At 68.3% G+C, this 24865-nt stretch carries 24 protein-coding genes; 13 read left to right on the top strand and 11 right to left on the bottom strand.

Annotated features, from left to right (window positions below):
* Positions 1 to 144 precede the first annotated feature (144 nt).
* Together ACWD4J_RS28415 and greA are read left to right on the top strand one after the other, a co-directional pair.
* Positions 145 to 582, top strand: coding sequence for a DUF4307 domain-containing protein (locus ACWD4J_RS28415; protein ID WP_451398288.1), 438 nt, complete (start codon positions 145 to 147; stop codon positions 580 to 582).
* A 224-nt stretch (positions 583 to 806) separates the two neighbouring features.
* Positions 807 to 1304, top strand: a complete 498-nt coding sequence (gene greA, locus ACWD4J_RS28410) for a transcription elongation factor GreA (RefSeq protein ID WP_451398287.1) — start codon at positions 807 to 809, stop codon at positions 1302 to 1304.
* A gap of 102 nt (positions 1305 to 1406) precedes the next feature.
* Here the strand turns inward: greA and ACWD4J_RS28405 are convergent, their stop codons facing one another.
* The 3 genes from ACWD4J_RS28405 to ilvA all read right to left on the bottom strand — a co-directional run bounded on the left by ACWD4J_RS28405 (position 1407) and on the right by ilvA (position 4794).
* Positions 1407 to 2258, bottom strand: coding sequence for an ABC transporter permease (locus ACWD4J_RS28405; protein ID WP_451398286.1), 852 nt, complete (start codon positions 2256 to 2258; stop codon positions 1407 to 1409).
* The gene (locus ACWD4J_RS28400; protein WP_451398285.1) at positions 2255 to 3289 is read right to left on the bottom strand and encodes an ATP-binding cassette domain-containing protein; all 1035 of its coding nucleotides are present in this window, start codon (positions 3287 to 3289) and stop codon (positions 2255 to 2257) included. Before ACWD4J_RS28400 ends, ACWD4J_RS28405 begins: the two co-directional genes overlap by 4 nt.
* A 275-nt stretch (positions 3290 to 3564) precedes the next feature.
* Positions 3565 to 4794, bottom strand: coding sequence for a threonine ammonia-lyase (ilvA, locus tag ACWD4J_RS28395; protein ID WP_451398284.1), 1230 nt, complete (start codon positions 4792 to 4794; stop codon positions 3565 to 3567).
* Positions 4795 to 4926: 132 nt separating this feature from the next.
* Here ilvA and ACWD4J_RS28390 point away from each other — a divergent pair, with 132 nt between their 5' ends.
* The 3 genes from ACWD4J_RS28390 (at position 4927) to ACWD4J_RS28380 (ending at position 6380) form a co-directional block, all read left to right on the top strand.
* Positions 4927 to 5442 carry a MarR family winged helix-turn-helix transcriptional regulator gene (locus ACWD4J_RS28390; protein WP_451398283.1) on the top strand — a complete coding sequence of 172 codons (516 nt, stop codon included), beginning with the start codon at positions 4927 to 4929 and terminating at the stop codon, positions 5440 to 5442.
* A 192-nt stretch (positions 5443 to 5634) separates the two neighbouring features.
* Positions 5635 to 6132: a sigma factor-like helix-turn-helix DNA-binding protein gene (locus ACWD4J_RS28385; protein WP_451398282.1), complete on the top strand. Its 498-nt coding sequence runs from the start codon at positions 5635 to 5637 to the stop codon at positions 6130 to 6132.
* Positions 6129 to 6380 carry a hypothetical protein gene (locus ACWD4J_RS28380; RefSeq protein WP_451398281.1) on the top strand — a complete coding sequence of 84 codons (252 nt, stop codon included), beginning with the start codon at positions 6129 to 6131 and terminating at the stop codon, positions 6378 to 6380. The genes ACWD4J_RS28385 and ACWD4J_RS28380 overlap by 4 nt, the downstream gene beginning before the upstream one ends.
* A gap of 34 nt (positions 6381 to 6414) precedes the next feature.
* Here ACWD4J_RS28380 and ACWD4J_RS28375 read toward each other — a convergent pair whose 3' ends face one another.
* Positions 6415 to 7569 carry a cystathionine gamma-synthase gene (locus ACWD4J_RS28375; protein ID WP_451398280.1) on the bottom strand — a complete coding sequence of 385 codons (1155 nt, stop codon included), beginning with the start codon at positions 7567 to 7569 and terminating at the stop codon, positions 6415 to 6417.
* Between the two features lie 153 nt (positions 7570 to 7722).
* Here ACWD4J_RS28375 and ACWD4J_RS28370 point away from each other — a divergent pair, with 153 nt between their 5' ends.
* The 3 genes from ACWD4J_RS28370 to ACWD4J_RS28360 all read left to right on the top strand — a co-directional run bounded on the left by ACWD4J_RS28370 (position 7723) and on the right by ACWD4J_RS28360 (position 10167).
* The gene (locus ACWD4J_RS28370) at positions 7723 to 8841 is read left to right on the top strand and encodes a hypothetical protein (protein WP_451398279.1); all 1119 of its coding nucleotides are present in this window, start codon (positions 7723 to 7725) and stop codon (positions 8839 to 8841) included.
* 120 nt (positions 8842 to 8961) lie between these two features.
* Entirely contained in the window at positions 8962 to 9678 is a 717-nt protein-coding gene (gene msrA, locus ACWD4J_RS28365) for a peptide-methionine (S)-S-oxide reductase MsrA (RefSeq protein ID WP_451398278.1), read from the top strand.
* A 51-nt stretch (positions 9679 to 9729) separates the two neighbouring features.
* On the top strand, positions 9730 to 10167 hold the full coding sequence (locus ACWD4J_RS28360; RefSeq protein ID WP_451398277.1) for a GNAT family N-acetyltransferase: 438 nt from the start codon (positions 9730 to 9732) through the stop codon (positions 10165 to 10167).
* 228 nt (positions 10168 to 10395) lie between these two features.
* Here ACWD4J_RS28360 and ACWD4J_RS28355 read toward each other — a convergent pair whose 3' ends face one another.
* A complete protein-coding gene (locus ACWD4J_RS28355) occupies positions 10396 to 11067 on the bottom strand; it encodes a hypothetical protein (protein ID WP_451398276.1) in 672 nt (223 codons plus the stop codon).
* An 892-nt stretch (positions 11068 to 11959) separates the two neighbouring features.
* On the opposite strand from ACWD4J_RS28355, the gene ACWD4J_RS28350 reads away from it, so the two are divergent.
* On the top strand, positions 11960 to 14017 hold the full coding sequence (locus tag ACWD4J_RS28350) for a restriction endonuclease (RefSeq protein WP_451398275.1): 2058 nt from the start codon (positions 11960 to 11962) through the stop codon (positions 14015 to 14017).
* A gap of 89 nt (positions 14018 to 14106) precedes the next feature.
* On the opposite strand, the gene ACWD4J_RS28345 is transcribed toward ACWD4J_RS28350, so the two are convergent.
* The 4 genes from ACWD4J_RS28345 to ACWD4J_RS28330 form a co-directional block, all read right to left on the bottom strand.
* Positions 14107 to 14511, bottom strand: a complete 405-nt coding sequence (locus tag ACWD4J_RS28345; protein WP_451398274.1) for a hypothetical protein — start codon at positions 14509 to 14511, stop codon at positions 14107 to 14109.
* A gap of 619 nt (positions 14512 to 15130) precedes the next feature.
* A complete protein-coding gene (locus ACWD4J_RS28340; RefSeq protein WP_451398273.1) occupies positions 15131 to 15487 on the bottom strand; it encodes a nuclear transport factor 2 family protein in 357 nt (118 codons plus the stop codon).
* A gap of 51 nt (positions 15488 to 15538) precedes the next feature.
* Complete coding sequence (locus ACWD4J_RS28335) at positions 15539 to 15985, bottom strand: transposase (RefSeq protein WP_451398272.1); 447 nt, start codon at positions 15983 to 15985, stop codon at positions 15539 to 15541.
* 415 nt (positions 15986 to 16400) lie between these two features.
* Complete coding sequence (locus ACWD4J_RS28330; protein WP_451398271.1) at positions 16401 to 17885, bottom strand: recombinase family protein; 1485 nt, start codon at positions 17883 to 17885, stop codon at positions 16401 to 16403.
* Positions 17886 to 18446: 561 nt separating this feature from the next.
* Between ACWD4J_RS28330 and ACWD4J_RS28325 the strand changes: the two genes are divergently transcribed.
* From ACWD4J_RS28325 to ACWD4J_RS28315, 3 genes are read left to right on the top strand one after another with little or no spacing between them, the layout of a single operon-like run.
* A complete protein-coding gene (locus ACWD4J_RS28325; protein WP_451398270.1) occupies positions 18447 to 18674 on the top strand; it encodes a ferredoxin in 228 nt (75 codons plus the stop codon).
* Positions 18671 to 20062 (top strand): NAD(P)/FAD-dependent oxidoreductase, encoded by a 1392-nt coding sequence (locus tag ACWD4J_RS28320; RefSeq protein WP_451398269.1) that lies wholly within the window; start codon positions 18671 to 18673, stop codon positions 20060 to 20062. The genes ACWD4J_RS28325 and ACWD4J_RS28320 overlap by 4 nt, the downstream gene beginning before the upstream one ends.
* 12 nt (positions 20063 to 20074) lie before the next feature.
* Positions 20075 to 21295: a cytochrome P450 gene (locus ACWD4J_RS28315; RefSeq protein ID WP_451398268.1), complete on the top strand. Its 1221-nt coding sequence runs from the start codon at positions 20075 to 20077 to the stop codon at positions 21293 to 21295.
* A gap of 208 nt (positions 21296 to 21503) precedes the next feature.
* Here ACWD4J_RS28315 and ACWD4J_RS28310 read toward each other — a convergent pair whose 3' ends face one another.
* Positions 21504 to 21947, bottom strand: a complete 444-nt coding sequence (locus tag ACWD4J_RS28310; RefSeq protein WP_451398267.1) for a cupin domain-containing protein — start codon at positions 21945 to 21947, stop codon at positions 21504 to 21506.
* Positions 21948 to 22145: 198 nt separating this feature from the next.
* Here ACWD4J_RS28310 and ACWD4J_RS28305 point away from each other — a divergent pair, with 198 nt between their 5' ends.
* A complete protein-coding gene (locus ACWD4J_RS28305) occupies positions 22146 to 22904 on the top strand; it encodes an SDR family oxidoreductase (RefSeq protein ID WP_451398266.1) in 759 nt (252 codons plus the stop codon).
* 133 nt (positions 22905 to 23037) lie between these two features.
* On the opposite strand, the gene ACWD4J_RS28300 is transcribed toward ACWD4J_RS28305, so the two are convergent.
* Positions 23038 to 24810: a S8 family serine peptidase gene (locus tag ACWD4J_RS28300; RefSeq protein WP_451398265.1), complete on the bottom strand. Its 1773-nt coding sequence runs from the start codon at positions 24808 to 24810 to the stop codon at positions 23038 to 23040.
* Positions 24811 to 24865: the final 55 nt, after the last annotated feature.

Raw genomic sequence — 24865 nt, 5'->3', positions numbered from 1 at the left:
CGGACATCATGCGTGGGGCGGCGGTCGGCCGGCGAGTGGCAGGCTTCTATAGTGACCGACTCGGGGGGCGATTCATTCCAGGGCCCGTCCCGGCCACCCCGAAACGGCCGGATCCCGGCCCCGGCCCCTTCCGAGAGGACGATCATGAGCGCAGTGCGGGACGCCGGCACCAGCGGCTCGGCCGCGCAGCGATCGCGACCGGAGGGCCGCTACGGCCGTTCCGTGTCCGCGGACGAGCGCGCCGACCGGAAGCTCAGGATCATCGGTGCGGTGCTGGGCGCGGCCCTGCTCGTGTTCATCGGCTGGGCCGGCTACGACTACATCGCCGGGACGAAGATCAGCGGCGAGGTGATCAAGTTCGACGCGGTCTCGGACCGTGCGGTCGAGGTGCACCTCGAGGTGCGCAAGGACGTGGACGCCAAGGGCTACTGCACCCTGCGCTCGCAGTCCGCGGACGGCGCCGAGGTCGGCCGCGCGGACTTCCGCTTCGACCAGCGCTCGGGCCGGATCGACAAGGTCGTCACGCTGCGTACGACGTCCCGTGGAACCACCGCCGAGCTGGTGGGCTGCCACAGCGACTGACACGGGGCCCTGGCCGGCCCCCGCGGGCGGGGCGGACGCGCCCGGTGAGGCGTGCGGAGTGTTTTCTCACCCCACCACCTGACCTGCGGCGACGTAAATCTCAGGCCTTATGTCCTCCCCGTTTCGCCGCTGAATTGTTAGGCTCGTGGTTTCGCCCACCTGTGAAGGAACATCCTTCTGGGTAGGGCGATGCTTTGTATTCCCAGTACCTACGAGGAGCACCTGTGACCCAGACCAGCGAGAACGTCACCTGGCTGACCCAGGAGGCGTACAACCAGCTCAAGGCCGAGCTGGAGTACCTGTCTGGTCCTGCGCGTACCGAGATCGCTGGAAAGATCGCGGCCGCGCGCGAGGAGGGCGACCTGCGGGAGAACGGCGGGTACCACGCGGCCAAGGAGGAGCAGGGCAAGCAGGAGCTCCGCGTGCGCCAGCTGACCCAGCTCCTGGAGAATGCGAAGGTCGGCGAGGCGCCCGCCACGGAGGGCGTGGTCGCGCCCGGCATGGTCGTGACGATCGCCTTCGACGGCGACGAGGACGACACGCTGACGTTCCTGCTGGCCTCCCGTGAGTACGCCAGCGAGGACATCGAGACGTACTCGCCCCAGTCCCCGCTGGGCACCGGCGTGAACGGCAAGAAGATCGGCGAGGACGCGCAGTACGAGCTGCCGAACGGCAAGTTCGCCTCGGTGAAGATCCTCGAGGCCAAGCCGTACCAGGGCTGACACCAGGCACACCAGGCATACGACGATGCCCCCGGGCTGTATCCCGGGGGCATCGTCATGTGCCGGTCGCGCCCCGACACAGGGCGGCTGCCGCGACTGCCGTCAGGCCGTCGCGTTGCGGTACTTGCGGACCGCCAGGGTCCGGAAGAGCGCGATGATCAGCATGGACCAGATCAGCGAGGCCCAGACGGGGTGCTGCATGGGCCACGCCGGCGAGTCGACGACGCCCGGGTTCCCGAAGAGCTGCCGGCATGCCTGCACGGTGGCGCTGAACGGGTTCCAGTCGGCGATGTGCCGCAGCCAGGGCGTCATCTGGCCGGAGTCCACGAAGGCGTTCGAGACGAACGTCACCGGGAAGAGCCAGATCAGCCCGCCGGAGGTCGCCGCCTCGGGCGTGCGCACGGACAGGCCGATCAGGGCGCCGATCCAGGTGAACGCATAGCCGAGCAGGAGCAGCAGCCCGAAGGCGCCGAGGACCTCGCCCACGCTGGTGTGGGTGCGCCAGCCGACGAGCAGCGCGACGACGGCGAGGACCAGCAGGGTCAACGCGGTCTGCACGAGGTCGGCGAGGGTGCGCCCGGTGAGGACCGCGCCACGTGCCATCGGCAGGGAGCGGAAGCGGTCGATGAGGCCCTTGTGCATGTCGTCGGCGATGCCCGCACCGGCGCCGGCCGTGGCGAAGGTCACTGTCTGGGCGAAGATTCCGGCCATCAGGAACTCGCGATAGACGGCCGAGTCGGTGGTGCCGCCGACGTTCATGGAGCCGCCGAAGACGTAGCTGAAGAGCACCACGAACATGATCGGCTGGATAAGCCCGAAGATGATCATCTCCGGGATGCGGGTCATCCGGATCAGGTTGCGCTTGGCGACGACGAGGGAGTCACGGACGGACTGCCCGACGCCGCCGACCCCCTTGGGGGCTCCGATCGGCGCGGTTTCGGTCACGGCGGTCACTTGACGGCCTCCTTCTTCGCCTTGGGGGCCTTCTGGGCCCTGCCCTGGGTGGCGGTGTCCGCACCGGCTTCGGCGCTGTCCCCGGTGGCGTCCTCCGCGGTGTGGCCGGTCAGCGAGATGAAGACGTCGTCGAGGGTGGGGCGGCGCAGCCCGATGTCGTCGATGGCGATGCCGCGTGTGTCGAGCTCGCGGATGATCTCGGCGAGCAGCTTGGCGCCGCCGGCGACCGGGACGGTCAGCTTGCGGGTGTGACTCTCGGCCGTCACCTCGCCCTTGCCGAACCCGCGCAGGACCTCCGTGGCGGGTGCGATCTCCTCCGGCTCGTGCACGACGACCTCGACGCGCTCGCCGCCGGTCTGCGCCTTGAGCTGGTCGGCGGTGCCGCGAGCGATGACGCGGCCTTGGTCGACGACGCAGATGTCGTGCGCCAGGTGGTCGGCCTCTTCGAGGTACTGCGTGGTGAGCAGCAGCGTGGTGCCGCCCGAGACGAGCTCCTTGATGACCTCCCACAGCGCCTGGCGGTTACGCGGGTCGAGGCCGGTCGTCGGCTCGTCCATGAACATCACCGGCGGCGATACGACCAGTGCGGCCGCGAGGTCGAGGCGGCGGCGCATGCCTCCGGAGTACGTCTTGGCGGGGCGGTCGGCCGCGTCCGTCAGGTTGAAGCGCTCCAGCAGTTCGACGGCGCGCGCCTTGGCGGCCCTGCCCTTCATCTGGTACAGCTGGCCGACCATCTGGAGGTTCTCACGGCCGGTCAGATACTCGTCGACCGCGGCGAACTGGCCGGACAGGCCGATGGAGCGCCGCACCTCGTTGGGATGCTTGAGGACGTCGATGCCCGCGACGACCGCCTTTCCGCTGTCGGGTCGCAACAGCGTGGTCAGACAGCGCACCGCGGTGGTCTTGCCCGCGCCGTTCGGCCCGAGCAGGCCCAGCACGGTTCCCTCCGGGACATCGAGGTCGACGCCGTCCAGAGCCCTTACGTCACCGAAGGTCTTCACCAGGCCTTCGGCGTAGATGGCGCCTGGCATATGGATTCCCCCAGGGGTGTGGGTGATTTTTGCGGAAAGCTTAGGTTTGCCCGTTGAGGCTTGATGGACAGGCAAGGAAAGTCGCCGCACAGGCGATCCGATTGGACCGGCAGGCGCGACACCTCGCCCAGGTGTGCGAGTGAGCGGAGGCACACCGTAACGCGATACATCGCGTCTGCTCAACAAGTTTTTCGAAACCCGGGAAACCCTCCGAAACCGGGGCCACCGCCGTCAACGGATTTTTCGGGCGCCGATCACTTCCGCCTCCCTGTCCCTCAGCCGATGACCTTGTACCCCGCCTGCCGCAGCGCCGTGCCCACCTCGGCGCAGTGCTCGGGCCCCTTCGTCTCCAGGTGCAGCTCGACCTCCGCCTCGGTGAGCCCGAGCCGGGGATCGGTCCGTACGTGGCTGACATCCAGGACGTTGGCGTCGACCGCCGACAGCACCCCGAGCAGCGTGGCCAGGGCACCGGGCCGGTCCGTGAGGCGCAGCCGCACCGCGAGGTAGCGACCCCCCGCCGCCATGCCGTGCCGCAGGATCCGCTGCATCAGCAGAGGATCGACGTTGCCGCCCGACAGCAGCGCCACGACCGGCCCCTCGAAGGTCTCCGGACGGCTCAGCAGGGCCGCCACCGGGCTCGCGCCGGCCGGCTCGACGACCATCTTGGCCCGTTCCAGGCACAGCAGCAGCGCGCTGGACAGCTCGTCCTCGGAGACCGTGCGCACCTCGTCGACGTACTCCTCGATGATCTGGAACGGCACGTCGCCCGGCCGCCCCACCTTGATGCCGTCGGCCATCGTCGCCGGGTTCTGCACCGTCACCGGGCGGCCGGCGGCGAGCGAGAGCGGGTACGCGGCGGCGCCCGCCGCCTGCACTCCGATCACCTTCACCTCAGGTCGCAGCGTCTTCACGACGACCGCGATGCCCGCCGCCAGACCCCCGCCCCCTATACCGACGACGATCGTCCGCACCTCGGGGCACTGCTCCAGGATCTCCAGGCCGACCGTGCCCTGCCCCGCGATGACGTCCGGGTGGTCGAACGGATGGATGAACACGGCGCCCGTCTCGGCCGCGTACTCCTTCGCCGCGGCCAGCGAGTCGTCCACCACCTGCCCGTGCAGCCGCACATCGGCGCCGTAGTCCCGCGTCGCCGCGACCTTCGGCAGCGGGGCGCCGACCGGCATGAAGACGGTCGAGTGCACGCCCAGCAGGGACGACGCGAGTGCGACGCCCTGCGCGTGGTTGCCGGCGCTCGCCGCGACGACCCCGGCCGCGCGCTCCTCCGGGAGCAGCCCCGCTATCCGGACGTACGCGCCACGCAGCTTGAACGAGCCCGTCCGCTGCAGGTTCTCGCACTTGAGGTGGACCGGCGCGCCCACCAGGGCGGACAGATGTCTACTGCCCTCCATCGGGGTTACCCGGGCGACGCCCGCGAGCATCTTCTGGGCTCCGCGGACGTCGTCCAGGGTCACCGTAGGAAAGGAGTCAGCCGTGCTGTAGCTCATGTCGGTCAGTCTCGCAGCTAACGTCGGGCGCCTCCCAGCATGGACGGGTTTGGCCAGCGCCGGTACGGTCCGTGCCCTAGCCGCGTACTCTGTCCCCCAACCCACCACCCACGCACGAATTGAGCCCCGGCCATGCCCACAACACAGGACTTGTCGATGGACATGACGACCGCCTCGGACGCCGGTCTCCTGGACACACTGCAGCACGAGGTCGCCGTGTTCGCACGCCGCGCCGAACAGACCCGGCTCGGCGGGGTCGGGCAGGTGCGCAACTCCATGGACCGCGCCGCCTATCTGCTGCTCAACCGCCTCGACAAAGAAGGCCCGATGGGCGTCAAGGCACTCGCCGCCAGCATGGGCATCGACTCCTCGACGGTCACCCGGCAGGTGGCTCCGCTCGTCGACACCGGGCTCGTCAAACGCACGTCTCACCCCGAGGACGGGCGCGCGGTCGTGCTCCAGCTGTCGCCGCGCGGGCACGCCAGGCTCGACGAGGTCCGGTCCTCGCGGCGTGATCTCATGGCGCAGTTGACGCAGGACTGGGCGCCTGGGGAACGGGAGACGTTCTGCGCGCTCCTCACTCGCTTCAACACGGCGCTTTCGGCTCGTATGGCGGGGCAGCCGGCCGGGGAGGCACCGGCCTCCTGATCCGCCTGCCGAGGGCCGCCCGGGGCGTACCCGGGCGGCCCTTTCCTATGCGCTCAGGCCGTACGCGGGGGTGCCGGAGGCGAACCACCCCACCGCCGCAGGCGATGCCGGACCCTTGACCCGCGGCCCCCGTCTGGCCTCATATGAGACCGGGGTCCCGTCCGCTCGGGTCACCCCAGGCGGGAGGCGCGCTTGCGACAGCCACACGCGCACCGGGACGCCCGCCGGGCCCGTGAGTTCGAGGCTTTCGTCGCGGGTGCGGCCGGGCGGCTGCTGCATGCCGCCACGCTGCTCACCGCCGAGCCGCGCGACGACAACCCGCGTGCGCGGAGCCTGCTGACCGCGTCCCTGGCGCACACGTACGCCACCTGGGACCGGCTGCGCGGCGAGGATCCGTACGACCGCACCCGCCGGCAGCTCGCGGTCCGCTTCGCGCGCGGGGCCTGGCACCGGTACCGGTACCGAGGCCATGGCGGCCCGCTGGAACGGCTCGCCCCTCAGGAGCGGCTGATCCTCGTACTGCGGATGTACGAAGGCGTGGCCGAGGAGCAGACGGCGGCGCTGCTCGGGCTGCCCGTGGAGCGGGTACGGGCGATCTGCGCGCGGGCGATGTCGCTGCTGCTGCATCCCCCGCGCGGGCCGGCGCCCAGGGCCCCCAGGACCGGCACAGCCGAGGCGGCACCCTCATGAACCAGGCCGGCCGCAAGGATGCGGCGGTACGGCGGCTCCTGGAAGCCGCGCCGCCGCCGGTCCCGCAGGAGCTGTACGCGGAAGCGGTACGCCGCGGCACCCGGCTGCTGCGGCGCAGGGCTGTGATGCGCCGCGTCATGTGGCTGTTACTGCTGGCGGCGGTCGTGGCCTTCACCGTGTGGGCCTCGACGGCCCGGCCCTGGGTGGAGCCGCCGTCGGTGACGACTCCACCGCTCACGGACTGGTAGGCCGGGGCCTCAGGGGCCTGCCGCAGGTCCGGCGCTACCCGAGGGCCTGCTGCAGGTCCGCCAGCAGATCGTCGACGGACTCGATGCCCACCGACAGTCGTACGAGATCAGCCGGCACCTCGAGGGCCGAGCCGGCGGTCGACGCGTGCGTCATCCGGCCGGGGTGCTCGATCAGCGACTCGACACCGCCGAGGGACTCGCCCAGCGTGAACAGCTTCGCGCGGTTGCAGACCTCGACAGCCGCCTCCTCGCCGCCCTCGACCTGGAACGAGACCATGCCGCCGAAGGCCCGCATCTGCTTGGCGGCGACCTCGTGGCCGGGGTGCTCGGCAAGGCCCGGGTACAGAACACGCGTCACGCGCGCGTGCCGCGTCAGCATCTCCGCGATCCGGCCGGCGTTCTCGCTGTGCCGGTCCATGCGTACGCCGAGGGTCTTGATGCCGCGCAGGACCAGCCAGGAGTCGAAGGGCCCGGCCACCGCGCCCATCGCGTTCTGGTGGTACGCCAACTCGTCGCCCAGGGCGGCGTCGTTCACGACGAGGGCGCCGCCGACGACGTCCGAGTGGCCGCCCATGTACTTGGTGAGGGAGTGCACGACGACGTCCGCGCCCAGGGCGAGCGGCTGCTGCAGATAGGGCGTGGCGAAGGTGTTGTCGACGACCAGCTTGGCGCCGGCGGTACGGGCGATGTCCGCGACGGCGGCGATGTCCGTGATGCCGAGCAGCGGGTTGGAGGGCGTCTCCACCCAGATCGCCTTGGTACGCGGCGTGATCGCGGCGCGCACCGATGCCGGGTCGGAGGTGTCCGCCACCGACCACTCGACGCCCCACCGCGAGACGACCTTGTCGAAGAGGCGGAACGTGCCGCCGTACGCGTCGTTCGGGATGACCACGTGGTCGCCGGGGGTCAGCAGCGTGCGCAGCAGGCAGTCCTCGGCGGCCAGCCCGGATGCGAACGCGAGCCCGCGGCTGCCGCCCTCGACGGCGGCGAGGTTCTCCTCGAGGGCGGTCCTGGTCGGGTTAGCGCTGCGGCTGTACTCGTAGCCGCCGCGCAGCCCGCCGACGCCGTCCTGCTTGTAGGTGGACACCTGGTAGATCGGCGGGACGACCGCGCCGGTGAGGGGATCCGCGGTGTTGCCCGCGTGGATCGCCACGGTCTCGAAACTGTGCCTGCTGTGCCTGTCGCTCATGGGCACCGAGGGTAGTGCGGGACGGGGGGTTTCCGACGTGTCTGCCGGTCCGGCACGGGACATGGCCGGTCCGGCACCGCGAAGACCGGTCCGGCACGGAGGGGGCGCGGACCCGTTGGCCAATTGTCGTACCAGTCTGGTTCGCTTGGAGGCATGGAGATTCTCTGGGCCCTCTTCGCGCTGCTCATGATCGGGGCGATCGTCGGGCCGGTCATGTACCGCAGGCGCGGCGTGATCCGCCAGGTCGCCCCCGGCTCGCCGGACGCCGCCGACCCGGCGAACTACGGCTTCGTACGGCAGGAGCTGCTGGACGTCCGGATGCCCGGCGCCGACCAGGACCTGCTGGACGTACTGGACCTGGTGCAGCGCACACAGGACTGGCGGGCCGCGTCGCAGCTGCTCGCGGGCACGGAGACGGACGGCGAGGAGCGCTGGCAGCGGGTGCAGGCCTTCGCGGGCGCGGCCTCGCTGGAGCTGCAGCAGCGGCCGGGCGGCGTCTCCGAGCAGCCCGGTGGGCAGTGGCTGCGGGTGTGGCGGGCCGAGGCGCCGAAGGACGCGGGCGGCGCCGCGGTGCACGCCGAGTTCCTGGTGCAGCAGGCATGGCGCACGGCCTCCTCCGGTACGGAGGAGTTCCGGATCATCCTGGAGGAGGCACGGAAGGCGTGCGCGGAGGCGGCCCTGCTCGCCCCCGGCGACCCGATTCCGTACATCATCGAGCTGTCGATCGCCCGCGGACTGGCGTATCCGCAGCAGGAGTTCGAGCAGCTCTGGCTGAAGATCCTGGACCGCGCGCCCACCCACATGGGAGCGCATCTCGCGGCGCTCCACTACTGGTGCGAGAAGTGGCACGGCTCGCGCGACCTCGCGTACTCCTTCGCGGAGTCCGCCGCGTCCCGCGCCCCCAGCGGCTCGCTGCTCGCCGCCCTGCCGCTCTTCGCGGTGTTCGAGCACCTGCCCGATGTGCAGCTCGTCCGCGGCTTCTACCAGAGCGAGGTCGTGACCAAGGCCGTCCACGGCGCGCTCTTCGCGGTGCACGCGGCGCGCCCGGACGACCCGATGCTCGCCCATGTCCGCCATCTCCTGCTCTTCTTCCTGGTCCGCTCCGAGCGCTGGGCGGAGGCCATGCACCAGCTGGTGCACATCGACGGCCACGTGGGCGCCGTGCCCTGGACGCTCTCCGCCGACCCGGCCGCGGACTACGCGGTGTACCGCGCCCTGGCGGTGGCGGGGTACGAGGCGAACGGCGGGAGCCCGGCGACGCTGCTGCACTGACCAGCGGGACGGGTTGCCCCTGGGGCGGGCCGTCGCCCAGCCCACGGAATGCGGACGTCACCGCGGACGTTAACGGTCATGACGTCCGCACCCCAGGATCCGACAGGGAGACGAGACCCCATGCTCTTCGGCCGCACGCCCCAGCTGCCCACCCCCGAGCAGGCGCTCAAGGGCCGGGCCACACCCGCGTACGAGGTCCCCGCCCGCCACACGGTCCTGGGCAACCAGCTGCTCGGCCCCTACCCCGAGGGCCTGGAGGTCGCCGACTTCGGCCTCGGCTGTTTCTGGGGCGCCGAGCGCAAGTTCTGGCAGACCGACGGCGTCTGGACGACCCTCGTCGGCTATCAGGGCGGCTACACCGAGAACCCGACATACGACGAGGTCTGCTCGGGCCTCACGGGCCACACGGAGGCCGTCCGCGTCGTCTTCGACCCCGAGACGGTCTCGTACGAGCAGCTGCTCAAGGTCTTCTGGGAGTCCCACAACCCCACGCAGGGCTTCCGCCAGGGCAACGACGTCGGCACCCAGTACCGCTCCGCGATCTACACCCACACCCCGGCCCAGGCCGCCGCCGCGCAAGCGTCCCGCGACTCGTACCAGAAGGTCCTGACGGGCTCGGGCCACGGCACGATCACCACGGAGATCCTGCCGTCGGAGGGCCGACCGTTCTACGTGGCGGAGGCGTATCACCAGCAGTACCTTTCGGACGCCAAAAACCCGAACGGGTACTGCGGGCTGGGTGGGACGGGGGTCAAGCTAAGTACCCCATTCGAGACCAACTGGGGCGCGTCCTGCCCGACGGGTATCGCTCCGGCGCCGGAGGCCACCGAGAAGTAGCCGCCCAAGTTCACGTCCGCCGTGTACCCGGGCGATGGATAGGCTCCCGACATGGACGTCCATGTAGAGATCGCCCGGGAAGCGAGTCAGGAACTCGTCGACGCCTTCGGTCGGCTGCTGCCGCAGCTGTCTTCGACGGCGAAGCCCCTCGACCACGAAGCGGTCGACCGGATGGTGACGTGGGGTGCGAACACGGTGCTGGTCGCTTGGGCGTCTGATGCGATCGTCGGCACCTTGACTCTGGTGCTGTTGCCCTTGCCGTCTGGGCTGCGGGCCCGTATCGAAGACGTGGTCGTTGACAGTGACGCGCGCGGCCGGGGAATCGCGGGCCTCCTCATGCAGGAGGCCTTGCGCATTGCCAGGGAGGCAGGCGCGCGAACGGTCGACCTCACATCCCGGCCGGATCGTGCGGCAGCAAACCGCCTCTATGAACGACTCGGCTTCCAGGCCCGACACTCGACGGTCTACCGCTTCGCGATCGACCGTTAGGACGTCCGACGAAGAGATCCCACGGATGTCGCCGTACACGGCCGCTACGTCCAATGGATCACATGACAGCACAGGCTCGGCGGGACGGGGGTTCAAGCTAATTTCCCCCGTTCGAGACGAACTGGGGGGCGTCGTGCCCGACCGGTATCACTCCCGTGCCGGAGTCGACTGAGTAGCAGCCCACGGTGCCATTCGGTTGTCGGGAGCGGGAAGGCTCCGACCCGACAGTCAATGGCAGTCGGATCGGTGGGCATACGGCAGATCGGGGCACTGGCGGCACATGAATATGTAGACGCCCCCTGCGTCCCCGATTTCCAGTTCTGGACCAATGGTGTCAAGGACCTCCTTGACCGCTGGAGCATTCCACTTCGGCTGCGTCGTCCCGGGTTCGTGCTCGTCCAGCGGGAGCCAGCGCCCGTAGGCCGGCTCACCCGTGATGCTGAACAAGTGCTCCATTCGGTGCCCCTGGCCGCAGTGCGGCCAGTCCGGGCTCTGAGTCCAGGCCGGATATCCACCGAGCTTGTTCTGCAGAGCACTCGCCACCTCCGTATACCAGAACCCGAAGCGTTCCTGGAGCGCTTCGAGGCGAGGACGCACGACTGTCAGCAGCTCGTCGGGAAGGTCATAGCTTGGGTACTCGACCGCGGGAGTCGGACAGACCGTGCAAGGGCGGGGCACGAAGTCGTCTTCGTGCTCGCCCTTGTGAGGGGCGGGAACGTCGTGCAACAACCCCCCTGCCGCTGTCTCGGCCTCGTTGCGCCAGTACAGCTTCGGCAGTACGACCCCGGCTGGATCCTCGTCATGGACAAGAGCACACCAGAGCAACTGCACCACGTCCTTGCCCTGGGGGAACTCCAGCCAGGGAACGTCACGGGCGAAGAGCTGGATCACCGGCACCATGGGCACAGCACCGGGCCTCGCCCCCTCCGCGCAGCGCGGCCATGGTTCGTCCGTAGGCCAGAGCAACGGACCGCCCATGGAGCTGTCCCGGACGCCGGGCTGCCCACTCCTCGGATACAACAAGATCGCCTCCCTGGCGAGGCCCGCGAACTCCGGTATGAGCTCAGCCAGATCGAAGGGCGGTGAGGCAATTCTGCGAGGCACGGAGCGAATCCTCCAGGGACGAGCATGCTGGTACCGACGACGGGCAACCTATGCCCGAGCGCCGACAGACGAGGGTCACAGGCCACAACAGGCTCGCTGGGACGGGGGTCAAGCTAAGTACTCCGTTCGAGACGAACTGGGGGCGTCGTGCCCGACAGGGATCGCGCCTGCTCCGACGGAGGTGTAGGCGCGGGACGGTCAAGAACGCTGCTCCCAGCCCTAGTGGGAGCTGAGGCGAGCGAGGTCGCCACCAAGGTGACCAGGGCTCTGGCGAGCGAGGATCAGGTGGCCCCTGTGCTGCCTGCCATCGGCCTCTCGGGTCCGTCGACAGTCAGCCCCGCGGCAGCGGTCCTTCGGACATCTCTGCCAGGCCCCTGGAAGCTCCGTCGATATTCCCTCCGAGGGGGAGCATTGCGGGTCGCGCGGAGGCAGCTGTGAGAACTTCTGAGCCCCTCCCCGACCGGGAGGGGCTCAATGGTGTCCGGAGTAGTTCTGGCGGCGCTGTCCTATGCCGTTCCGGCCCCGCTACAGGTGCGGTGACCTGCAGCGATGGTCTAGACAGGTTGCCTTTGGCAAGTTGATATGCGAGACGGTGATTGCTGGATAAAGTCGTCTCGTTACAGCTGGTTGTGGGGGCAGCCAGAGCTTGGTCGGCAGTGCCGACGTTCCTGGGGAGGGCCTGCAGCGCATGAGTCGTCGCTCTAGTGGTTTTGTCGGTGTTTGGGCTGAGATGCAGCGTCAGCAGCAGCGTCAAATGGAAGCTGAGGCCAGGCGGGGCAGGGAACAGGAGCGGCAAGCGCGGGCCTATCAACGACGCGCTGCGCAGGACTACCGGGAGTACCGGCACGCAGAGGCAAGGCGGCGCACAGAGGAACTGGAAGCACACGTTGCCTCTCTGCAGGGACTGCTCGCTTCCGGATGTCGGGCTCCGGCTTTCAGGGTGGTCTCATTGATGCGTGCTGAGGAGATCCAGCCGTTTTCGCCGGGGCCCTTGGCACAACCCGTGCCCATGCCAGACCCGAATCAGTACCAGGCACAAGGTGGTTGGACTGCGAATCGGCGTGCACAGGCGCAGGCCGATGCACGTGCTCGATTTGAACACGACTGGCATGTGGCACAGACCGCAGAGACTCAGCGTCAGCAGCAACTGGCTGCGTACCAGCGGGAGTACGACCAGTGGGCCCAGTCTCAACTGTCGAAGGTACGTCGACACAATGCTGGCGTTCTCGAGGTAACTGAAGGGGTGAGACGAGGGGAATCTGACGCAGTCGTCGAGTACTTCTCAGCCGCTCTCTACTCCTCGACGGCGTGGCTGGAGGGCTTCCCTCGTCAGGTCACGGCGGCCTACGACTCCGCAGCACGGCAGTTGGTCCTCGATTGGGAGTTGCCCGGATACAGCGTCATCCCTGAAGCAAAATCGGTGCGGTACGTGCCGGCACAGGACCAGGACAAGGAAACCGCACGTCCCGCTGGCCAGCGACGGGCGTTGCACCGAGAGGTACTCGCGCAATGCATGCTGCTGGTTCTGCACGAACTCTTCGCGGCGGATGAGTTTGGTGCGCTTGAGTCGGTGGCGTTGAACGGGTTCGTGGATGACCACGATCCCGCCACTGGGAGACAGACTCACATCTTCTTGGCGACTGTCATGGCGTCCCGGTCCGTGTTCACGGACCTGCACTTGGAGCAGGTGGACGCCGTCAGTTGTCTCTCTGATGGGCTGAGGGGGCAACTTGCGTCTCGGCCTGACCAACTCGTTGCTGTACGGCCGAGTCGGCGACCGCAGGACATCGGGAACCGCGTTGTCACGCATGGCGGCGATGAAGACCCCGATCTGTTCGAGATGGATCCGATAGCGTTCGAGGCCCTCGTTGCCGACCTTTTCAGGGCCATGGGGATGCAGGCCGTCACGACCCAGCGCTCGAACGACGGCGGTGTGGACGTAGACGCCCTGGATCCGACTCCGATCCGCGGCGGCAAGATCGTCGTACAGGTGAAGCGCTACCGCAACACGGTGCCGCCGACTGCCGTGCGAGACCTGTACGGGACCGTTCAGGACGCGGGTGCCAACAAGGGTGTCTTGGTGACGACATCAGCGTTCGGCCCTGGATCTCACACGTTCGCCAACGGCAAGCCCTTGGAGCTCATCGCGGGCCGTGAGCTCGTTGACCTGCTGCATCGGCATGGACTTCGTGGACGTCTCGGCGAGGGGGGACGAGCAGCATCGGCACAGCCGGCACCGTCCGGTCCCACATCCCTGCCTGACGATTACAACGTGCTGGGCATGGTGTGGTCCGGCAACGTTGCGTTGGACGTGTGCGCACTTGTTTGCTGCGGTAACAGAGTCCTCAGCGACGACCACTTCGTCTTCTTCAACAACCCTCAGACTCCGGACGGCTCAGTGCAGGCCCTTCCCGCAACGCCGCAGGACAAGGCTGCCCTTCGCGTCTCATTCGACGCGCTACCGGAAGCTGCTGATCGATTGGTTCTGGTGGCCGCAGTTGATCCAGAGGTGAATCCGATGTCAGACCTGTCCGGATTCACTAACGCCTGCATCAGATTGCTCGACCCGGCAATGGTTGAGCTGGGACGGCTTGAGGTCTCCGATGGCCGCCCGAGTGAGACTGCTTTGGTACTTGGTTCCTTCCGACGCAGGCCCAACGGGAACTGGGATTTCGTCCTGGGCGGTAAGGGCTACATGGGCGGCCTGGAACAGCTGGTTCAGGATTACGGCATCAACGTGGAGTAGATGCTCTGTGGCCTAGTGAGCGGTGGGGCTTGCCCACCACCGCACAGCCCAATTATCTCGGGGCTGACAGGCAACGGCCTAGCGAGTCCCTACAGGTGGCCGTCCGGTCCGACGACGGACTCGCACTCATCGCAGAGGGTCAGCTCGATCGGCCGGGTTTCACGCAGCGTTCCGGCGCTGCCACAGCGTTCGCAGACGTACTCGCTGGCGGCCATGAACTCGGCCACCAGCGCGTCGAGCCTGTCTGCCTCGTCATGCGTCCAGTTGCCACCCCGCTTCCACGGCCGGGGAAAAGCCTGGAAGGCCAGGGTCGCCCACTTCTGCTTCACTGCCAGAAGCTCGTACTCGGGGAACTCCGCGACGACCGCCTCATGGCACCCCAACACAATGGACCGCCAGCCAGGTCCCACACCGCAGCTGGACGAGGGGTCGCGGAAGTGGCGTCGAAGCGGCTCCAGTTCAGCGGCAGGCGCCGGTACAGGACGGCCGGTCATCTCTCCGCTCCCTTCGTATCGAACGCGTACACCCGTATGGGATCGAGGTGAACCTCGTGCGGGCCCATGCAGTCGGCAGCGAGGGTGGCGACGAGGACACCACATCCGCAGGCCATGTTGCGGCCCCCGGTGCCTAGCGGGCCACAGCAGCCCCGATGCGGGCCACCCTGGTCCAGCAGCCGCAGATCCGGTACATCGTCAGGATGCACGACGACGGTGTTCCCTCGGCCCGGCCGTAGTCCAGTCGGTCAGCTCGGGTGGCATGAGCAGTCGGGCGCGGACCATGCGGCCGTGGTTCGCCGGTTGGCGGGGTGAACGGTGCGCCCCACGGCTCGGGATCAATCGCATAGTGCCCTTGCGGCACAGTGGAGGAAGCCAGACGTGTCTCCTTGTCCCGACCCCTGTCACGGTCAGAGACCTCCGGAACGGCGGGTAGCTCAACCAGGTCCGGGGTGAGTTCGACTCCGCAATTCGCGCAGAAGAAGACAGTCATATATGCCGTTGTAGCTGCCAGGTGCTTGCCGACGCATCCACGTTTGCGATGAGGATGCGGCTCTCCTGTTCTGGAAAGGCTCGGTGCTTGACCCGAGCAATCGTCAAGAGTTGTGGATCAGCAGCGTCAGGGAGTGCTCCGGCGGTAGGTCCACATCTCGGCCATCTGACCGTCGAGGAGTCGGATCAGCCAGATGAGATGGCTGTCGATCGTGCCTGGGCGACTTTCATGGCCGACGCCGCCGACCACGGACAGCAAATCGTCGGTGCCGAGGATCGTGTCGATGTGGAAACGGAGTCCTGGCCGGCTGGCGTGGGTCTGCGTGACGGCGCGTTGAACGTCGGTGGGCCCGGTCACCTCTGGGTGTGCATGGTCGGTCCAGTCCGGGCTCAGCACGTCCGGAGCGATCGAGGTATCGCCCGTGTTCCACATCTGAAAGTACCGCTGCACGACGTGATGGGAAGGGGCCGCTTGCGCGTCCATCGTGTTCTCCTTGCTCCTGACGGGGACAGCATGCGGGATGAACCGTAAAGATCACGCGGCTCGCGTGTCTGTCCGTTCGGCCAAGACGCCGTTCTCGAAACGGGCGCCGGAGCGGACCAGGGCAACGAGGTGGGCTCCCGTGATCGCGCGCCAGCGGGCCTGGGCGGACTCGACGAGCTTGAACACCATGGCCAGGGCGGCGGCCGGGCTGCCGGCGCCGCGGGTGACCTTGGTACGGAGCTTGACGGTGGAGAACGTCGACTCGATCGGGTTCGTGGTCCGCAGGTGGACCCGTGCTCGGCAGGGAAGTCGTAGATCGCCAGCAGTTCGTCCCGGTCGCCGGTGATCTTGGCGAACGGCCTTGGGCCACTTCGTGCCGTAGGTGCGGGCGAATTCCTCTATGGCTTTCTCGGCGTGGGCGCGGTCCGCGGCGTTGTAGATCTCCTGCATCGCCTTCGTCGCACCCGGCTGTGCGGACTTCGGCAGTGCTCCCCGCACGCTCCCCGGTCTCTGGAAGGAGCTCGACGGCTCGCACAGAGAGGGGTGGCCGTGCGGACGGCTCGGGTCACGATCATGTCGCCATCGGGCCGATGCCACAGCGGCTCTGGCAGATGCACGGTGACGGGGCCCTCCGCCTGTGGATAGGGGTCCAGCCACGGGTATTGAGTGGGGGTCACCCGTCACCGTGCACAGCTATTAGGTCGTGAGCATTGCTCGCTTGACCTGCCGTGGCCCTCTCACGGCCATCGAACACGACGCCAACGCGAGGGGGCCGCGATGCTGCGGAAGCTGACGGGTGATCCGGAGTGCAAGAACGGCACGTTGCCCGCCCTTGTGGGCCACTGAGGACGACACGAACTATGTTCGGGGGTACCAGCCACAATGCTGGCACCCCCGATTCCTGTTTTCCAGATCATTCTCTCCACTGGATTTTCAGCAAGCCCGGATTGAACGGGGCCCTCCCTCGGCGCTCCACAGGAAGCACGATGACCGCATGCATGGCTTCTCGGATCAGCGCCCGCTTCTGCGCATTGTCCAGCTGACCAGACTCCCACCGTGCACGCACGTCAGCAGTCACTTCAGCGGCCCGCTGCTGCCTCAGGGCGTGGCGCGTACGATCCGCGCGAAGCTCCTTGATGCGCTTCTCCATCCGCGCATTCTCAGGGAAGAACAACTCTCCGGAAAGCTGGTCATTCTGCCACGCCTGGAGCATTTCTCGCTGCTTCAGCATAAGCCTGCTCAGCTCTTCCTCTCCGCCCCACGCCTCGGCTTCTTCCCGCTTCATCGCGGCACGCTCCTCCAGCTTGGCCAGGAGTGTTTCCGTGATGTACTCGTCGACCTTGGCTCCATTACGGCCAAGGCCACCACATCCGCCCATTTCCCGGCTCGGGCACTGGTAGAGATAGCCGCCGCCGAGTCGCGCCTGCGCGCTTACACGAAGCGGCGCGTTGCAGATCGTCCCGTCCTCTCGCGGCTTCCCGCACCGGAGAATTCCGGTGAGCAAGTAATGCGGTGTGCGGTAGTCGGTCACCGAGCCGTCGGCCCTGATGTTCGGCCCGACGCGAGAGGAGAAGAGGGCGTCGATCGCCATCCATTCCTTCGGCGCGATGATCGGGTCCCAAAGGCCGATCACAGGCACACCGGTCTCGTCGCGCACAAGCTCTCCGTTGAGCTTGCGCCAGCCGCAAAGACGAGGGTTCCAGAGCGCCAGCTTCAGCGCACGGCTCGACCACCTGTTGCCATGCACGGTGCGCACGTCCGCGTCGAACCACTCCTTCAGGATGGAGTGCAGGGACTTGCCTGCAATCACGTCTCGTGCGGCCTGGGCCAAGAGCGGCGCTTCATCCGGGTGAAGCGTGAGCTTGTCGTCCTGCCAGCCGAAGGGGCGCTTGCCGCCGACGGGAATACCGCGCTGGGCACGGGACCGGTGCGAGTTCCGCGCACGGCGCTGCATCTTCCGCACCTCCATCTTGGAGATGACCACGCCGAAGAGCCCCATGGATTCGACGTCTTCGCTGTAGAGGTTCTTCGACCCCCTGGCGTCCGCGTAGACGCGCCCTTCGTCGTACGTCAGGGCGTCCACGAAGCGTTCGTAGTCCCCCGCCCGGCGGGTGAGCCGGTCATCAGCGACGGCGAGCACGCCGACCACGGGCTGACCGTCAGGCATGTGTCCTGCTTTGAGCGTCCGCAGCATGGCTTCGAAGTCGGGCCGTATCACGGTTGCCTTGGCGGCTGACAGGTCGTTGTCGGTGTATTGATGGACGATCGTCCACCCGAGTCGGGCGGCGGTCTCAGCATTGATCTTGTGCTGGTCCTCGACACCATGAGCGTCCCGAGCGGTGTCGGCAGAGATCCGGGCGTACGAGACGACCGGGATCACGCGTGCCTCTTCGAGCACTTCCTCCCCTTTCACGCAACATTTAATTGCACGCCAGGGGATGTGCTACATCAGCAGTAACTGGACAAGAACCAGCGCGGGGTGCTACGGGCTGGGCGGCAGCGGCGTTCCTGCCCCATCGGCGTGGCCAAGGTGGATGGCTGAAGTACTTCCGCCGGACATCCACGCGACGCTGTGTGCGCTGCTGACCGGCTCTGATCCGGTGAGCAGCGCTCTGCGTGCTCAGATCCCCCCTGCAGAGACCACTGCCCCGAACCTCCGCCGTGTTCGAGCGAGAGCAGTCACCGGCAGCTTGGTCCAGGGGTGCGGGCGGTGTGCCCGCGGGATAGCCTTTTGAGAGCAAGGTCTGGTTCTCCGGGCGGTTCACCGAGCCGCCGGTCGCCCTGTTCGCGATGATCAATTCTTTCTGTGGAGACCTGACGAGCGCGGTGCACCCCCTCGCACTTCGCAGGGGTGGGCAACGGCCGAATTCCTCCTCCAGAGGCATGTCGCGCGCTTTGGGTACCGGAGTGGCGCCGGCTTCAGGGTCCGCAGCTCGCACTCCCTGACTTGGAGGTCGGGATGAGAGTCGTCGTTGATCTTTCCCGGTGTGAAGGGTATGCCCAGTGCGCGTTCCTGGCTCCGGACGCATTCCGGATGCACGGCGAGGAAGCGCTGATGTACGACCCGAATCCCGACGACGCCCGGCGCGAGCAGGTGCTGCGCGCCGCGGCGGCCTGTCCGGTCCAGGCGATTCTGGTCGACCAGTTGGAGGGACGGGACGTACCGGCGGAGGCGTCGAGGTCATGACCAGCGCCGACAACCTGCGAGCTTTCAAACGCGACGGCCGCATCGTGATCGTCGGGGCGTCACTGGCGGGGTTGCGGGCCGCGGAGTCTCTGCGCGACGAGGGTTTCACCGGGTCGTTGACCATGATCGGTGACGAGTTGGGCGAGCCCTATGACCGTCCTCCCTTGTCCAAGCAGGTACTGACGGGGTGGGTGCCCGCCGACGGCACCAAGCTGCCGCGGCGTCGTGACATCGACGCGGAGTGGCTGCTGGGCGTGCCCGCCGGCGGACTGGACCTGGCGACCAACCACGTGCGTCTCACCGACGGACGCGAGGTGCCCTTCGACCGGGTGCTGATCGCCACCGGGGTACGGGCCAGGCCGTGGTTCGTGGAGAGCGAGGCTGCCCTGGACGGGGTGTTCGTGGTGCGTACGCGCGAGCACGCCGAGGGCCTGCAGCGGGCCCTCGCCGCCGGGCCGTCCCGGGTACTGGTCATCGGTGCCGGATTCACCGGCTCCGAGATCGCCTCCATCTGCCGCGAGCGGGACATCCCGGTGACCGTCGCCGAACTCGCGCCGGCCCCGCTGGTCGGGGCGCTCGGTGCCATGATCGGTGAGATCGCGTCGGACATGCAGCGTGCTCACGGCGTCGACCTGCGGTGCGGTGTCAAGGTCACCCAGCTGGAGGGCGACGCGCAGGGGCGGTTCCGACGTGCCCACTTCGACGACGGCAGCACGATCGACGCCGACGTGGCAGTGGTGGCGCTCGGGGGCATCCGCAACACCGAGTGGCTGCGGGGCTCGGGGCTGGCGGCGGGTGTCTGGGGAATCGCCTGCGACACGGGCTGCCGCGCGCTCGACCTCAACGGCCTGGTCACCGATGACGTCTTCGTCGCCGGCGACGTGGCACGCTGCCCGAACCCGGTCTACGAGTACCGGCTCATCTCGCTGGAGCACTGGGCCAACGCCGTGGAGCAGGCCGAGGTCGCGGCGCACAACATGGTCAGCGCGCAGGCGGACCGCTGGCCCCACCTGTCCATCCCGGTGTTCTGGTCGATCCAGTTCGGCGTCAACATCAAGTCCGTCGGCGTGCCGACCTTCGCCGACGAGGTGGTCGTCACGCAGGGGTCGGTGCCGGACCACCGTTTCGTCGCTGCGTACGGCTATCGGGGCCGCGTCACGGCTGCGGTGAGCTTCAACAACGCGAAGTGGCTGGACCACTACCGGCAGTTGATCGAGACGGCCGCACCTTTCCCGCCGCCGTGCCCCACGCCCGACCAGCCCGTCGACGTGAAACCGGTGCCCGTCGACTTCCCCGGCCCCGTTCTGCTCGCTCAGGGCGCCACCGTGGTCGTCACCGGTCATGACCCGGGTGAGCGGCGCGTCACGGCTGCGCACCAGCACCGGTAGGAGGGAAGCGAGATGACCACGACCGAGACGCCCGACACGCTGCGCCGGATCCTCGACTACTCCTCCCGGGCCGACCCGTACCCGCTGTACGCCGAGCTGCGCAAGACGCCGGTGGCCCGGCAGGAGGACGGCAGCTACGTCATCAGCACCTACCGCGAGTTGACGGACATACTGCACAATCCACACCTGAGTTCCGACGTCCGCAATCTGTCGCGTCCGATGGAGACCGCCGAGGGACAGACCGCGCCGGCGTTCATCAACGTGGACCCACCCGAGCATGATCGTCTGCGGCGTATGGCGATGCGTCATTTCGGTCCTCCGCACACACCGGGGCTGGTGACCGGCATGGAACCCGGCCTGGCCGACATCGTCAGCAGCCTGATCGACGACTTCACGGGCAAAGAGCAGATCGACATCGTCGACGACTTCGCCTACCCGTTCCCCGTCACGGTGATCTGTCACCTGCTCGGCGTTCCGCGCGAGGACGAACCGCGGTTCCACCTGTGGGTGAACGACATCATCAACGCGATCGACTACAACCCCAAGACGGACCCGAAGGAAAAACTGGAGAAGGGCGTGCAGGCCCGCAAAGACCTGCGTCAGTACCTCGGTGGGCTGGTGGAGCAACGCCACGGCAAGCCGAGCGACGACCTGTTGTCACGGCTGGCCAACGACGACGGGCCCGACGGGCGGATGACCGACGAGGAAATCGTCAGCACCGCGAACCTGCTGCTGATCGCCGGCCACGAGACCACCGTCAACCTCATCGCCAACGGCATGCTGACGCTGCTGCGCCACCCGCAGGTCCTGCAGCGCCTGCGCGACGAACCGGACCTGGTCGTGCCGCTGGTCGAGGAACTGCTGCGCTACGAGCCTCCCGTGCACATCATTCCCTGGCGGGCGGCGTACAGCGACATCACCGTCGGCGACACCGTCATCCCCAAGGGCTCGCAGATCATGCTTATGCTGGCCTCGGGCAGCCGCGATCCGAACCGCTTCCACGATCCCGACCGGTTCGACCCCGACCGGCGTGACAACCAGCATCTCGGGTTCGGCAGTGGCATCCACCTGTGCTTCGGCGGCCCGCTGGCCCGGCGGGAGGCCCAGATCGCACTGAGCGAGCTGGTGCGCCGCCTCGACCGGCCCAGGCTGGTCGCCGACCCGCCGCCCTATCGGCCCAGCCCCGTTCTTCGGGGTCCGATCCATCTGCACATCGAGCAGGGTGCCGGTTGACCCGACAGCAGAGGGCGCCGGCAAGGTCGCGCCGCACCGCCCGGCCGGCGCCCTTGGCCTGTAACCGTCTCAGAGCCGGAGGCCGCCATGGGTAAAGATCTCGGCGATGTACTGGGTCTGGCCGCCGGCGTCGCCGTGAGCCCGCTCCCGGTCGTCGCGTGGGGGATGGCATCAGCAACCTCACCGCCTGGCTTGATCTTTCAACCTCTCAAGGTCGTGGGGCTCGCCTGTCCCCGCGTTGCGCCAGTTCCTCCTCGTCGACGAGGACGAGCATGGGCTTGCCGGGTTCGCACATCATCGTGACGAGGAACCGACACCGTACGTCTGTGCGGTTGTTGCCGTCCTGGTAGTGGATCACGTCGCCTCCCGGCTCCCAGAAGGCCTCCCCGGCCCGGATGACCCGCTCGGGCTCCCCCTCCAGCTCGAACAGCATTTCCCCCTCCAGCACATAGCCGAAGGCTGGTCCGAAATGGCGGTGCGGAGGGGTGCCGGGGTCTCCGGGAGGGAACTCGACGAGCACGGTCATGACGTGTGCCCTCTCCGGAACGGAGGGTGGTTTCGCCTCCTGGATCACGGTGAGCGCGGTCTTCCAGGCCTCGGAGCGCTTCCCCTGATGTCCTGGGGGGTTCGCCACCGGTTCGTTGTCCGGCATCACGCCACCTCCGGTCTCGGCGCCGATTCGCGGCTTCAGCCTCTTGGCCGGAGCCGCCGTGTCATCTCCGTCGCAATGATCACGCTACGCGACCCTTGTCTAGGGTGCGGTGATTTGAGGCGATACGTATAGATCTGCGGGCACCCGGAGACGCCGGCAGCGGTCGGTGTGGCACAACAACTCGTCGAGAGGGGCGTCATGAAGTTCACGGTCCTGGGTGGAAGCGGCCTGATCGGCAGCCAGGTGGTCGAACGGCTGAGAGCAGCCGGTCACGACGTGGTCCCCGCTTCGCTCTCCACCGGAGTCGACGTCATCAGCGGCAAGGGCCTGGAGAAGGCCCTCGAGGGCGCCGATGTGGTGATCACTCTGACGAACTCCCCGGTATTCGACGAATCCTCCATCGAGTTCTTCGAAACGTCGATGAACAACATCGTCGCCGCAGCGGAGGCGGCCGGCGTCCGCCACCATGTGATTCTCTCGATCGTCGGCGTGGACCAAGTGCCCGAGCTCGACTACTACCGGGCCAAGACCGTCCAGGAGAACATCCTCAAGGGCGGGTCGACGCCTTACACGATCGTGCGCGCCACACAGTTCTTCGAGTTCGTCGAACCGATCATGTCCTGGTCGGCCGAAGGCGACACCGTCCATCTGCCTTCCACGCCCGTGCAGCCGATGGCCTCCGCCGACGTCGCCGCGGCGGTCGCGAAGGCCGCCACCGGCATCCCGTTGCAGGACATCCGCAACGTCGCAGGACCCGAGGTGTTCCCTCTCGACGAACTGGGCCGGATCACGCTGGCCGAACGCCCCGACGGCCGCAGCGTGGTCACCGACGACCGGGCGGGCATGTTCGCCGTGGTCACCGGAGACGTGCTGATCGCACCGAAGGGCGCCGACCTGGCCTCCACGCACTACAGGGACTGGCTCCAGCAGCAGCCACAGCCGGGGCGACAGCCCTGAGAGAACGACTCAGGACACCGGGCCCCATGGCCGGGCAGATGCCGGGCGGCGCCCGTCCCCCAGGTCTTCCGGAGGGACGGGCGCCGCGCCCGTCTGTGGCAGTTCGCCGAGTTCTGCTGCGACTCGGCAGGGGTCAGTACGGCGCGGGCCCGTACCCCGCCATGGAGTAAGGCCCGTAACCGGCCATGGACGGCGGGGCCATCGTCGGGGCCAGCTGCACCCCGGGCGTCAGGCCCAGTGCGACCAGGGCGTCGGGGAGGCCGCGGCCGGTGCGGGCGCCCTCGAGGGTGCCGGGGGCGGCCAGGGGGCGGCAGCTCGACGCGATGATGTCGAAGAGGTGCTGCACCCGGACGGGTCCGCGCGGCGGCAGGTCGCCGCGGAAGTCCTCGTGGTGGGCGAGCACGAGGGCGGCGAGTCCGGCGACATGGGCGGAGGCGGTGCTGGTGCCGTCCAGCGCCGCATATCCGCCGTGCGGCGAGCACGACAGGACCGCCACGCCGGGGGCCGCCACGTCGACCTCGGGGCCGAAGCAGCTGAACCGCGCCGCGAACAGGCCCTCGGGGGTGAGGGGCGGGGCCGCGTGGGTGGCCTGTGAGGTGTCGGGCGGATACGAGCCGAGGGCGCCCAGCGCGCCGACGGTGAAGACGGTGGGCAGCGAGCCGGGGAAGGCGACGGGGCCGGCCGTGTCGCCCGCGGGGGCGATGCACGCGATCCCCGCGGCATGGGCGTCGGCGAGCTTCCGCGAGACCAGTGCCGACGGGTACGGGGTGGCCACGCCGATGTGGGCGATGTCGATCTCGTTCTCGATGCAGTGGTCGAGGGCCGCGATCAGGTCGCTGAAGCAGCCGCCGGGCAGCACCCGGCAGGCCTCGATCTGGGCGTCGACGGCGATGCCGATGACGCCTGTGCCGGTGTCCGCCGCGGCGATGATGCCCGTCGCATGCGTGCCGGTGCCCACCATGTCGTGGGCCCAGCCGCGTTCCGTACCGCCGACGATGTCGACGCCGGAGCGCACTCGGTCCTTCAGATCTGCGTGGTCCGTGGCGATGCCCGAACCGATGATCGCGATCTTGATGCCGAAGGCGCGGAAGGTGGGCGGCAGCCGGTCCAGCCGCATGGCCTGCTGGCCCCAGCCGTACTGCTGCCGTTCGTCGAGACCCGGATACACCTTCGTCAGCGGCGTGAGGGTGACCAGGTTCTCCTCGGTCATCGACAGGTCGGGGCGGTTGATCCAGCGGTCCACGTATCCGCCCGCGGGGCGGACGTACAGGGCCTGGATGGACTGCGCTGTCTCCGTGGCCAGCACGATGGTGGCCGTGCCGTCGTCGCCCGTGATGCCCTGGACCGGCCACGACGATCCGATCAGGAACACCCCTGCCCCGGCCAGCGGTTCGCCGTCCGGACCGGAGACACGCAGCGAGATCTCCTGCGCATGCTCCAGCGGCACGACCATCCCCGGATCGCTGAGCGGGAGAACGCCCGCGGTCGCCGTGGGGGCCGGGCCGGTGCCGCCCAGTTGCAGGTCCGGCTCGACGTGGACGTGTACCGACCGCATCGCGGGCACCTGGTCCTCGGCCGCTTCGACCACGGCGATCTCGGGGCAGTTGGGGCGCAGCCCGGCCCCCTCGAGCTTCGCCGACGGCTGGAGCCTGCGGACGACTCTGACCTCGGGCATCCGCTCCAGCCGGTCGCAGACCGCGTCCATGCTGAGCTCGGCCACCGCCGGCGGGAGCATGTACTGGGGCAGCGGCGTCACCAGGTACCGCTCACGGCGCGGCCGTACCGACACCTGCGACCGGGCGCCCTTCCTGCCGGGCTCCTCCTCCTTGCCGGCGCGCCCGGATCCGGCCGCCCCCGCACCCCCGGACTCCTTGTCGCTTCCGTTTTCGGGCCTGTTCTTGACCATCACGTCCACCTTCACCACGCCTCTGTCGTTCCCTGTGCCCCTGGTCCGGGTGCTC

The sequence above is a fragment of the Streptomyces sp. NPDC002577 genome, from assembly GCF_053594815.1.
Note: the sequence above shows the minus strand (reverse complement) of the source record. Positions and strands in the feature narration are given on the sequence as shown.

What these genes read in the sequence shown, in the direction of transcription:
- ACWD4J_RS28415 (WP_451398288.1), top strand. Translation starts at nt 145, where the DNA reads ATGAGCGCAGTGCGGGACGCCGGCACCAGCGGCTCGGCCGCGCAGCGA.
- ACWD4J_RS28400 (WP_451398285.1), bottom strand. Translation starts at nt 3,289, where the DNA reads ATGCCAGGCGCCATCTACGCCGAAGGCCTGGTGAAGACCTTCGGTGAC.
- ilvA (WP_451398284.1), bottom strand. Translation starts at nt 4,794, where the DNA reads ATGAGCTACAGCACGGCTGACTCCTTTCCTACGGTGACCCTGGACGAC.
- ACWD4J_RS28390 (WP_451398283.1), top strand. Translation starts at nt 4,927, where the DNA reads ATGCCCACAACACAGGACTTGTCGATGGACATGACGACCGCCTCGGAC.
- ACWD4J_RS28380 (WP_451398281.1), top strand. Translation starts at nt 6,129, where the DNA reads ATGAACCAGGCCGGCCGCAAGGATGCGGCGGTACGGCGGCTCCTGGAA.
- ACWD4J_RS28375 (WP_451398280.1), bottom strand. Translation starts at nt 7,569, where the DNA reads ATGAGCGACAGGCACAGCAGGCACAGTTTCGAGACCGTGGCGATCCAC.
- ACWD4J_RS28370 (WP_451398279.1), top strand. Translation starts at nt 7,723, where the DNA reads ATGGAGATTCTCTGGGCCCTCTTCGCGCTGCTCATGATCGGGGCGATC.
- msrA (WP_451398278.1), top strand. Translation starts at nt 8,962, where the DNA reads ATGCTCTTCGGCCGCACGCCCCAGCTGCCCACCCCCGAGCAGGCGCTC.
- ACWD4J_RS28360 (WP_451398277.1), top strand. Translation starts at nt 9,730, where the DNA reads ATGGACGTCCATGTAGAGATCGCCCGGGAAGCGAGTCAGGAACTCGTC.
- ACWD4J_RS28355 (WP_451398276.1), bottom strand. Translation starts at nt 11,067, where the DNA reads ATGGTGCCGGTGATCCAGCTCTTCGCCCGTGACGTTCCCTGGCTGGAG.
- ACWD4J_RS28350 (WP_451398275.1), top strand. Translation starts at nt 11,960, where the DNA reads ATGAGTCGTCGCTCTAGTGGTTTTGTCGGTGTTTGGGCTGAGATGCAG.
- ACWD4J_RS28345 (WP_451398274.1), bottom strand. Translation starts at nt 14,511, where the DNA reads ATGACCGGCCGTCCTGTACCGGCGCCTGCCGCTGAACTGGAGCCGCTT.
- ACWD4J_RS28340 (WP_451398273.1), bottom strand. Translation starts at nt 15,487, where the DNA reads ATGGACGCGCAAGCGGCCCCTTCCCATCACGTCGTGCAGCGGTACTTT.
- ACWD4J_RS28325 (WP_451398270.1), top strand. Translation starts at nt 18,447, where the DNA reads ATGAGAGTCGTCGTTGATCTTTCCCGGTGTGAAGGGTATGCCCAGTGC.
- ACWD4J_RS28320 (WP_451398269.1), top strand. Translation starts at nt 18,671, where the DNA reads ATGACCAGCGCCGACAACCTGCGAGCTTTCAAACGCGACGGCCGCATC.
- ACWD4J_RS28315 (WP_451398268.1), top strand. Translation starts at nt 20,075, where the DNA reads ATGACCACGACCGAGACGCCCGACACGCTGCGCCGGATCCTCGACTAC.
- ACWD4J_RS28310 (WP_451398267.1), bottom strand. Translation starts at nt 21,947, where the DNA reads ATGCCGGACAACGAACCGGTGGCGAACCCCCCAGGACATCAGGGGAAG.
- ACWD4J_RS28305 (WP_451398266.1), top strand. Translation starts at nt 22,146, where the DNA reads ATGAAGTTCACGGTCCTGGGTGGAAGCGGCCTGATCGGCAGCCAGGTG.
- ACWD4J_RS28300 (WP_451398265.1), bottom strand. Translation starts at nt 24,810, where the DNA reads ATGGTCAAGAACAGGCCCGAAAACGGAAGCGACAAGGAGTCCGGGGGT.